The organism is Planktotalea sp., assembly GCF_039984035.1.
GTDB lineage: Bacteria > Pseudomonadota > Alphaproteobacteria > Rhodobacterales > Rhodobacteraceae > Planktotalea.
The window spans coordinates 1-8,325 of record NZ_JBDWVM010000475.1 but is presented as its reverse complement, the minus strand read 5'-3'; the positions used below and the strand labels follow the sequence as shown (position 1 = coordinate 8,325).

At 52.9% G+C, this 8,325-nt stretch carries 12 protein-coding genes and 1 pseudogene; 7 read left to right on the top strand and 6 right to left on the bottom strand.

Going from position 1 to position 8,325, the window contains the following annotated elements; all coding sequences use genetic code 11:
* Positions 1–328 (top strand): SDR family oxidoreductase (locus ABJQ89_RS21545; RefSeq protein WP_348498204.1); only part of this gene is annotated, 328 nt, incomplete at its 5' end.
* Positions 329–404: 76 nt separating this feature from the next.
* Here ABJQ89_RS21545 and ABJQ89_RS21540 read toward each other — a convergent pair.
* Positions 405–863 (bottom strand): hypothetical protein, encoded by a 459-nt coding sequence (locus ABJQ89_RS21540; protein ID WP_348498203.1) that lies wholly within the window; start codon positions 861–863, stop codon positions 405–407.
* Positions 864–1,179: 316 nt separating this feature from the next.
* On the opposite strand from ABJQ89_RS21540, the gene ABJQ89_RS21535 reads away from it, so the two are divergent.
* On the top strand, positions 1,180–1,758 hold the full coding sequence (locus ABJQ89_RS21535; protein WP_348498202.1) for a thymidine kinase: 579 nt from the start codon (positions 1,180–1,182) through the stop codon (positions 1,756–1,758).
* Here ABJQ89_RS21535 and ABJQ89_RS21530 read toward each other — a convergent pair.
* The 5 genes from ABJQ89_RS21530 to ABJQ89_RS21510 all read right to left on the bottom strand — a co-directional run bounded on the left by ABJQ89_RS21530 (position 1,755) and on the right by ABJQ89_RS21510 (position 4,843).
* Positions 1,755–2,702 carry a D-glycerate dehydrogenase gene (locus ABJQ89_RS21530; protein WP_348498201.1) on the bottom strand — a complete coding sequence of 316 codons (948 nt, stop codon included), beginning with the start codon at positions 2,700–2,702 and terminating at the stop codon, positions 1,755–1,757. The genes ABJQ89_RS21535 and ABJQ89_RS21530 overlap by 4 nt on opposite strands.
* On the bottom strand, positions 2,702–3,040 hold the full coding sequence (locus ABJQ89_RS21525) for a tRNA-binding protein (protein ID WP_348498200.1): 339 nt from the start codon (positions 3,038–3,040) through the stop codon (positions 2,702–2,704). The genes ABJQ89_RS21530 and ABJQ89_RS21525 overlap by 1 nt, the downstream gene beginning before the upstream one ends.
* Positions 3,033–3,845, bottom strand: coding sequence for a pyrroline-5-carboxylate reductase (gene proC / locus ABJQ89_RS21520; RefSeq protein ID WP_348498199.1), 813 nt, complete (start codon positions 3,843–3,845; stop codon positions 3,033–3,035). Before proC ends, ABJQ89_RS21525 begins: the two co-directional genes overlap by 8 nt.
* A 32-nt stretch (positions 3,846–3,877) precedes the next feature.
* Positions 3,878–4,378, bottom strand: a complete 501-nt coding sequence (locus ABJQ89_RS21515; protein ID WP_348498198.1) for a YbjN domain-containing protein — start codon at positions 4,376–4,378, stop codon at positions 3,878–3,880.
* Positions 4,379–4,597: 219 nt separating this feature from the next.
* Positions 4,598–4,843, bottom strand: a complete 246-nt coding sequence (locus ABJQ89_RS21510; protein WP_348498197.1) for an accessory factor UbiK family protein — start codon at positions 4,841–4,843, stop codon at positions 4,598–4,600.
* 95 nt (positions 4,844–4,938) lie between these two features.
* Here ABJQ89_RS21510 and lgt point away from each other — a divergent pair, with 95 nt between their 5' ends.
* The 5 genes and pseudogenes from lgt to ABJQ89_RS21485 all read left to right on the top strand — a co-directional run.
* Complete coding sequence (gene lgt, locus ABJQ89_RS21505; RefSeq protein ID WP_348498196.1) at positions 4,939–5,820, top strand: prolipoprotein diacylglyceryl transferase; 882 nt, start codon at positions 4,939–4,941, stop codon at positions 5,818–5,820.
* A gap of 47 nt (positions 5,821–5,867) precedes the next feature.
* Positions 5,868–6,881: an SAM-dependent methyltransferase gene (locus tag ABJQ89_RS21500; RefSeq protein ID WP_348498195.1), complete on the top strand. Its 1,014-nt coding sequence runs from the start codon at positions 5,868–5,870 to the stop codon at positions 6,879–6,881.
* Positions 6,878–7,633, top strand: a complete 756-nt coding sequence (gene pgeF, locus ABJQ89_RS21495; RefSeq protein ID WP_348498194.1) for a peptidoglycan editing factor PgeF — start codon at positions 6,878–6,880, stop codon at positions 7,631–7,633. The genes ABJQ89_RS21500 and pgeF overlap by 4 nt, the downstream gene beginning before the upstream one ends.
* 121 nt (positions 7,634–7,754) lie before the next feature.
* Positions 7,755–7,898: a hypothetical protein gene (locus ABJQ89_RS21490; protein WP_348498193.1), complete on the top strand. Its 144-nt coding sequence runs from the start codon at positions 7,755–7,757 to the stop codon at positions 7,896–7,898.
* Positions 7,899–8,020: 122 nt separating this feature from the next.
* A pseudogene (locus ABJQ89_RS21485) lies at positions 8,021–8,325 on the top strand (hypothetical protein); the annotation flags it as partial.

Below are 8,325 nucleotides of genomic sequence, written 5' to 3'. Positions count from 1 at the left end.
CTCTTCAATCAACGGTCAAAAAGGTCAGTTCGCGCAAGTCAACTATGCTGCGACGAAAGCCGGCGATCTTGGCATCGTTAAATCGTTGGCTCAAGAAGGCGCACGCGCTGGCATTACAGCCAACGCAATCTGCCCTGGTTACATCGCCACAGAAATGGTCATGGCTGTTCCTGAAAAAGTACGCGAAAGCATTATCGGTCAAATTCCGACCGGTCGCTTGGGTGAGCCAGAAGAAATCGCGCACTGCGTTTCTTTCCTCGCGTCAGACGATTCCGCGTTTATCAACGGTTCTACAATTTCCGCGAACGGCGGTCAGTTCTTCGTCTAAAGCTTTCATGGCTCAACAAACAGAAAAAGCCCCGTCCATTCGGACGGGGCTTTTTCTTTGCAAAGTCGAAAACTGTTTAGTTGTGCTCTTCTTCGAGGTGAAGCTTCATATCGATCAACACCTGTTGAATTGCCAAAGTTTCCTTAAGCAGACGCTTCGCCTCGTTAACAGTAATAATACCGTCGTCGATTGAGGTGTTATATTCTGCCATCAACATCGCAAAACGTTGGCTGAGCGCGATAACATCCTGATTGATGCCACCTTTATTGTCGGTGTTGCGCCGGCGCTCGTCAAACGACAGCGTAATGCCTTTCAGTTCAGCAAGAGCAGCTGTTACGTGCGGATAGGACGACGCCTCTTCCAAAGCAGCCACAGCATCGACTGGCATGAACCGATCTGCATGCTCGTCATTGTCGGAATAATACCGACCCAATGTCGCTTTAGACTTCCCGGTGAGCTCACATGCAGGTTCGATTCCTACATCCTTCACCAAAGCCTCGGTGTGCTTCTTCAGATAACTGCCTACGCCGGCCATACGAAATCCTCACTATTCCCTCATCAGTTGAGGGGAAGTTCTAAACTTTATTCCCATCCATCATTTAGCGGGAATGTGGCATTTGTAAACCGTTCCTAAGTTTTTGGAACGAGTGAGTGCCTAGTTCCCCTCATTGAGAGGGTGTGAAATCGACAAGATAAACTTCGACGTTTGCTGCACGTAGGGCGTCTTGGCGGTGTAAAGAGTATCAGACGCGTAGATTTTGGTTCGCCTTAATCTATGCGTCTTTTCGTGTTTTCCCCAACAATGACGCATGTATCTTGCAAGTGCCTTCAATCATGGGCAAAACGCGGCCATGGCTAAACTCTATTTTCACTACTCTACAATGAACGCTGGCAAATCCACCGTTTTGCTTCAAGCTGCCCACAATTACATCGAAGGTGGAATGCAGATTTATTTGCTTACTGCCCGTTTTGATAACCGTGCAGGCGCAGGTCGAATCGCTAGCCGAATCGGTATTGGCAAGGATGCAGACACTTTTGACGACGGTGACGACCTCTTCAAAAAGATCAAAGACCGCTTGGCCCAAGGCCCCTGTGCTTGTGTGTTTATAGATGAAGCGCAGTTTTTGACAGAAGACCATGTGTGGCAATTGGCACGTGCAGTCGACGATCTAAAAGTGCCGATTATGTGTTATGGATTACGCGTTGATTTTCGCGGCAAACTCTTCCCTGGCTCGGCGGCTTTGCTCGCGCTCAGCGATGAGATGCGCGAAGTGCGTACAATCTGTCATTGCGGGAAAAAGGCGACCATGGTGATCCGTCAGGACGAAACAGGGCGCGCCTTGACCGAAGGAGAGCAGGTGCAAATCGGCGGCAACGAGGTCTACGTTTCACTCTGCCGCCGACATTGGCGAGAAGCGACTGGGAACTAGACCGGATTTGGCAGGGGTTTGCCTTGCGAAAAGGCAATCGCGTTATCCACCGCCATCAAACCCATGCTTGTGCGCACTTCTAGCGTCGCTGTACCCAAGTGCGGCAGCAGCGTGACATTATCCAATTCCTTCAAAGCGTCTGGAACTTTAGGTTCAAATTCGTAAACATCTAGGCCTGCGCCGCCGATTGCGCCTGCTTCCAGTACCGCGATCAAAGCCGCTTCTTCGACGACCTCGCCGCGCGCGATGTTGATTAAATGGGCATGCGGTTGCATGGCGGCCAAGACATCAGCGTTGATCAAATGACGCGTCGGTCCACCGGGGACAGCAACAACCAAAACATCAACCTGTGCAGCAAGCTTTGTCAGCGTGGCGACTTGCGTTGACGGGAAGTCCATCTGCTTTGCCGAACGGTTGAAATAGCTCACGCTCATCTCGAAACCAAAATGGCAACGCCGCGCAATCGCTTGTCCAATGCGGCCCATACCAACAATACCGACATGTTTGCCAGTCAAATGCAGGCCAAGCATCTGCGTCGGATGCCACCCTTCCCAAGCGCCGGAACGCACCAAACGTTCCCCTTCTGCTGCGCGTCGTGCGCTCATCAGCATCAAAGTCATCGCAGTATCCGCTGTCGCGTCCGTCACAGCCCCGGGCGTATTGCTCACCACGATACCTGCTGCCTTAGCCGCATCCACATCGACGTGATTATATCCGACACCAAAATTCGCGAGCATCTTTGCTCGGGGTTCTGGCACGTCCTTAAAAACGTCCGCCGAGAATTGATCGCCGAGCGTCATCAGCACGACATCGAAGTCTCGCAGCGCGCGGCGCAATTCTTCGTCGTTCAAAGGCGCCGTGCTTTCACGCATTTCAACATCAAATTCGGCACGTGCAGCGTTGAGAATCGCTTCAGGTAAAGGGCGGGTAATCCAGAGTTTCATCAAAACAACCTCGCACCGGCTGGAACATCTTGATCAGGCTTCAGCAAAACAACTTCTCCATCTTCATCCGGCACACCAAGAACCAGAACTTCGCTCATGAATTTGCCAATCTGACGTGGTGGAAAATTGACAACGGCCATGACCTGACGACCAATCAAAGATTCTGGCGTATAGTGCACCGTAACCTGCGCTGAGCTTTTCTTGATCCCGATATCGCCACCAAAATCGACCTGCATCTTGATCGCGGGTTTGCGCGCTTCAGGATAAGGTTCGGCTTGGATCACGCGACCAACGCGAATATCGATCTTCATAAAATCATCGAACGTAATTTCAGCCATTGGCCAGCTCCCTTGAACGATCTGCAGCTGCTGCAACGGTCGCATCGATGAGGGGCATCAACGCATCCTCTGCCATCAACACCTCAAGCCCCGCCTGCGTCGTTCCATTGGGCGAAGTCACGTTAATTCGTAATTGTTCGGGCGTTTCACTTGCCTCTTGAGCAAGTGCGCCTGCACCGGCAACCGTCGCCTTGGCGAGTTGCATCGCGAGCGCCTCAGGCAGACCTTGTGCAACGCCAGCTGCCGCAAGAGCATCAATCATATAAAACACGTAAGCAGGTCCAGAACCGGACACACCTGTCACTGCGTCCATCTGGTTTTCTTCATCCAATCGAACGACCTGACCAACCGCCTTCAAAAGTTCTTCAGAGAGATCCATATCAGCGGCGCTGGCCTGAGCGTTTCCAACGATTGCAGTAATCCCTTTGTTCACCGCCGCTGGCGTGTTGGGCATGGCGCGCACAACGCAAGTCCCCTCACCCAATGCAGCCTCATAAGACGCGATGGAAACGCCTGCAGCTACGGATAGAAAGATGGTGTTCTCTTTGGGCAAGTTAGCTAAAGCGGGCAGCGCTTCGCCCATCATCTGAGGTTTGACCGCGATCAAAACAACTGCGGGCGCTTCGGGGAATCCCTCATTGATATGAACGCCGCTGGCTTTGAGCCAGTCAGACGGGTACGGATCTTGCACCCAAACAGACGTGGCGGGCAAGCCGCCTTCCAACCAACCAGCCAGCATGGCTGATCCCATCTTCCCACACCCCAGCAAAACCAAACCCTGCTGCGCGATCGCGTCTAAATTCATGTGATCCCCCGAATTTTATTCAGGGCGAAGTGTTACGCGCGCCCGTAGGCCTCTGCAATGGCAACATCCAGTGCATTTTCGACCGTTCGATCACCCCAGACAACAAGTTGCATCGCTGGGTAATACCGCTCTGCGCTCATCACTGCGGCGCTGATCATCGTGTCGATCTGATCTGGTCCCGCAACTTGGCCACCAGCAAGGACCAAACCATAGCGATAGACCATCAACTGTTGTTCTTCCCAATAAGTGAACGAGCCAGCCCAGCATCGATCATTGATCGCGTTGAGCATTTCGTAAAGCTTTGGCAGCTTGTCTTTGGGCGGCTCCATTTCGAATGTGCAGATCAAACGGAGCGTTTCATCATAGCCAGACCATGCGAGCGTGATAGAATAAGTACGCCACTGTCCTTCGACTTGCATCGCGATCTGATCATCGTGAATGCGGTCAAATTCCCACTCGTGATGCTCAGCAAGGTTTTCCACCAAATCAATGGGATGGATGTCATCTTCGATGAATTGCTCAAGATTAGCCATGGTACGCCCCTTTTTCTGCTCGTTTTGGGCGAAACCACCCAAAATCTGGGAACTATACGCGGATGTCGTGTGTCCACGCTTGCTCGATACCATATATCGTGGGGGCGAATAATCGTTCTGTAAAGCTATAACTTGGGGATAACCGCAATAAGTTGTGGACAAAAAAAGACCCGCCACAAGATGCAGCAGGTCTTTAACAGATTGTTAACTGACTTGGGGTTACTTTGAATTAGATTCCAAAGCATCCAAACGCGATTTCAGCGCATCGTTTTCTTCGCGCGCTTTCTGCGCCATCGCGCGCACAGCATCAAATTCCTCACGGGTAACAAAGTCGCGATCCGCCAACCAGCGGTCCAGCAGTGACTTCATCGCTGTCTCGGCTTCCGTTTTTGCGCCCTGCGCAACGCCCATTGCGTTGGTCATAAGCTGAGAAATATCGTCCAGAACTTTGTTTCGGGTTTGCATTGTCGCCTCCGGGCTTCCATTTGAGTGATATATGGGCTTGAAAGCAGCAGGTCACAAGGCGTCAACTCGGCGCATTCGAGCAAAAGGCACTTTACATGCATGCAGCGATCCAATTTCCACCTATGTCCCCCGAGATATTTTCTATCTCTCTATTCGGCTTCGATTTCGCCCTGCGCTGGTATGCCTTAGCCTATATCGTCGGCATTCTGATCGGATGGCGCTTGGCGCTTATGGTGATTAAGGCGCCACGCCTTTGGCCAAATGAAACGCCTCCCATGACCACCGCGCAGGTTGAGGATTTGCTCACCTGCGTCATTTTGGGCGTCATCATCGGTGGACGCCTTGGCTATGTCGTTTTTTATCAACCAGCCTATTACCTTGAGCACCCGATTGAAGCGCTGATGATTTGGCAAGGCGGGATGTCTTTCCATGGCGGCCTGATCGGCGTCATTCTTGCAGGGCTCTATTTTTGCGCGCGTAACAACATCTCCAAAATGCAAACGGCAGATATGATGGCGCTCGCTGTCGCGCCCGGTCTTTTGCTTGGACGTATCTCTAATTTCATCAACGCAGAACTATGGGGCCGCCCGACTGAATTACCATGGGGCGTGATCTTTCCTGGTGGCGCGGCGCAAGATTGCGGCCCGCTGATCGACTTATGTGCACGCCACCCTTCGCAGCTTTATGAAGCAATTTTAGAAGGTCTCATTTTGGGTGCGCTTCTACTTTGGCTCGCATGGCGCGGCGGCGCTCTCAAAACACCGGGTGTGGTGATGGGCACCTTTTTTGCAGGATACGGCATTGCGCGGTTCATTGTTGAGTTCTTCCGTCAACCTGACGCGCAGTTCATCACTGAGGGCAATCCATTGGGGCTCGCGCTACAAACGGGTGGTTATGGTTTTACTATGGGCCAGCTTCTCTCAATCCCAATGATCTTGCTCGGCGTATGGTTCGTCCTGAGAGCGCGCAAGACGTGAGCTTGCTCGAGCCTATCATAAAGTCACAGATCGAGCAGCAGGGCCCGATGAGCATCGCAGAGTATATGTCGATGTGCCTATTTCATCCGAAGCATGGCTACTACACATCGCGCGATCCATTCGGGAGCGAGGGTGACTTCACCACGGCCCCAGAAATCAGCCAAATGTTTGGAGAGTTGATCGCATTAACGCTCGCTCAAGCCTGGATGGATCAAGGACAGCCGCAACACGTCGCTCTTGTTGAGCTTGGCCCCGGGCGCGGGACGTTGATGGCAGATATCTTGCGCACTTTGCGCGCTGTGCCCGGCTTCTTGGATGCGTACAGCATTCATTTGGTAGAAGCGTCTCCGCATATGCGCAGCTTACAGAAAGAGGCGCTAAAGGGGTTTGAACCAACTTGGCATGATGGCGTTGAGACTTTGCCTGACAACCAAGCCATCTTCGTCGTGGCGAACGAGTTCTTCGATGCGCTGCCGATCCGGCAAATGGTGCGCGACGGCGCAGGATGGCGCGAGCGCCAAGTTGGCGTCGAAAATGATACTCTGTGCTTTGGATTGAGCGAAGCCACAGCTCTAAGCGCCTTGCAACATCGTCTCGAGGACACAAAAGACGGCGACCTTGTCGAGTTTTGCAGCGCAGCGCCTCATATCATGACGACACTTGCAAACTGCATCGAACAAAACGGCGGTGCCGCTTTTATCTTTGATTATGGGGATTGGCGCTCGCTTGGGGACACGTTGCAGGCGCTGCAGGCGCATGACGCCGTGGACCCGCTGCATCAACCCGGGCAGTGCGATCTAACGGCCCATGTGGACTTTGAGGCTTTGATCACTGATCTGCCTTGCAGCCATTCGAAGGTCACGCCGCAGGGCATATTCCTCGAACGTCTTGGCATCACCCAACGCGCGCAGGCCCTCGCAAGCAAACTCAACAGCGCGGCGCTCGATCAACACATTGCTGCACACAGACGCTTGACGCATCCCGAAGAAATGGGAAACCTGTTCAAGACCATCGCGCTCTTTCCAAACGGCGCAAAACCACCTGCGGGATACGAAGTATGACAGTCGAGTTGCTGAAGGCAGATATATTGAGCGGAACGCAGCATGGCTTTTTCACACGTAAAGGTGGGGAATCGAGCGGCATCTTTGAGGGTTTGAATTGCGGCGTTGGATCGTCTGATGCCAGCGACATTGTTTTAGCGAACCGCTCGCGTGTAGCGGGCGAAATGGCCGTTGTGGAAGACGCGCTTGTTGGTGTGCATCAATACCATAGCGCCGAGGTCGTTACTGTAGACGCGCCCAGCACCGAACGCCCAAAAGCAGATGCAATGGTGACTCGCACAGCAGGTGTCGCTCTTGGGATTCTGACAGCTGATTGTCAGCCTGTGCTTTTTGCCGACAAAGAGGCAGGCGTTATTGGCGCAGCGCACGCTGGTTGGAAGGGTGCATTGGACGGCGTTCTTGCAAATACCGTCAGCGCAATGGAAGACCTTGGCGCTAAGCGGGCCAACATCACCGCCGCGATTGGCCCTTGCATTTCGCAGCGCGCTTATGAGGTGGGCCCAGAGTTTTACGACGACTTTACAGCTAAAGACCCTGAGTTTTCGCGGTTCTTCGCAAATGGCACTGACGATCGCATGCAATTCGACCTGCCCGGTTTTGGACTGCATATGCTCCGCGAGGCTGGCGTGGAACATGCAGAATGGATCGGGCATTGCACCTATCATGACGAGGCGCGCTTTTATTCTTATCGTCGCACTACGCACCGCAGCGAACCCGATTACGGCCGCCTTATTTCAGTAATCCGCCTTTAATTGACCACATAACTTCCCGAACATTGGCCCAAGTCGACCGTCAGCGGGTCAACATCTCGCCCCAATCTCAAGTCACGTTTAGCCCAAGATCAATACCAAATATTTTGAGGCAAACGTTGATATGAAACCCAAAGCACGCTTTATCGCATCCGTTCTTAAGACAGCGAAAACTGAGACGCCCCAGCTTGTGTTCCAACGTGGCTCCATGCGCACCGCGCTCATTGCAAAACGCAATGAAACGCCACGCGCCCTCAAATCAGCATAATAACACGTTCTGACGGCGCAGCTTTTTTGCGCCCAACAGAACACATGATTTGAAATGAGTTGTTTTTCCTGCGCGAGCAATCCGCCAGCGCTGGTGCGACATTTGTAAATACAGGTACTCGTATGGTTATCCATTCTTCCCCCGCGTTGCGGGTCGAAAGCTCTAATTCTATGCCGGTAAAAACAGATCGTTTTTTACCGACGAAAGAGCGCACGCCGAGCCCCCAGCCGCTCATGCGAAAGTATGAAATCGCAACGCTTCGCAGTGACGGTACATCGCGCACCTCTCATCATCTTGCCCCAGCAACAGAGCTATTTGAAGCGACCAGTTCCGCCCTCGCGCGCGGCACGTTGATTTCCACGCCCAGTGGTCCAATCGCGATCGAAGATCTTCTGCCAGGCGATATCGTCGAAGTCGTTAATGGCGA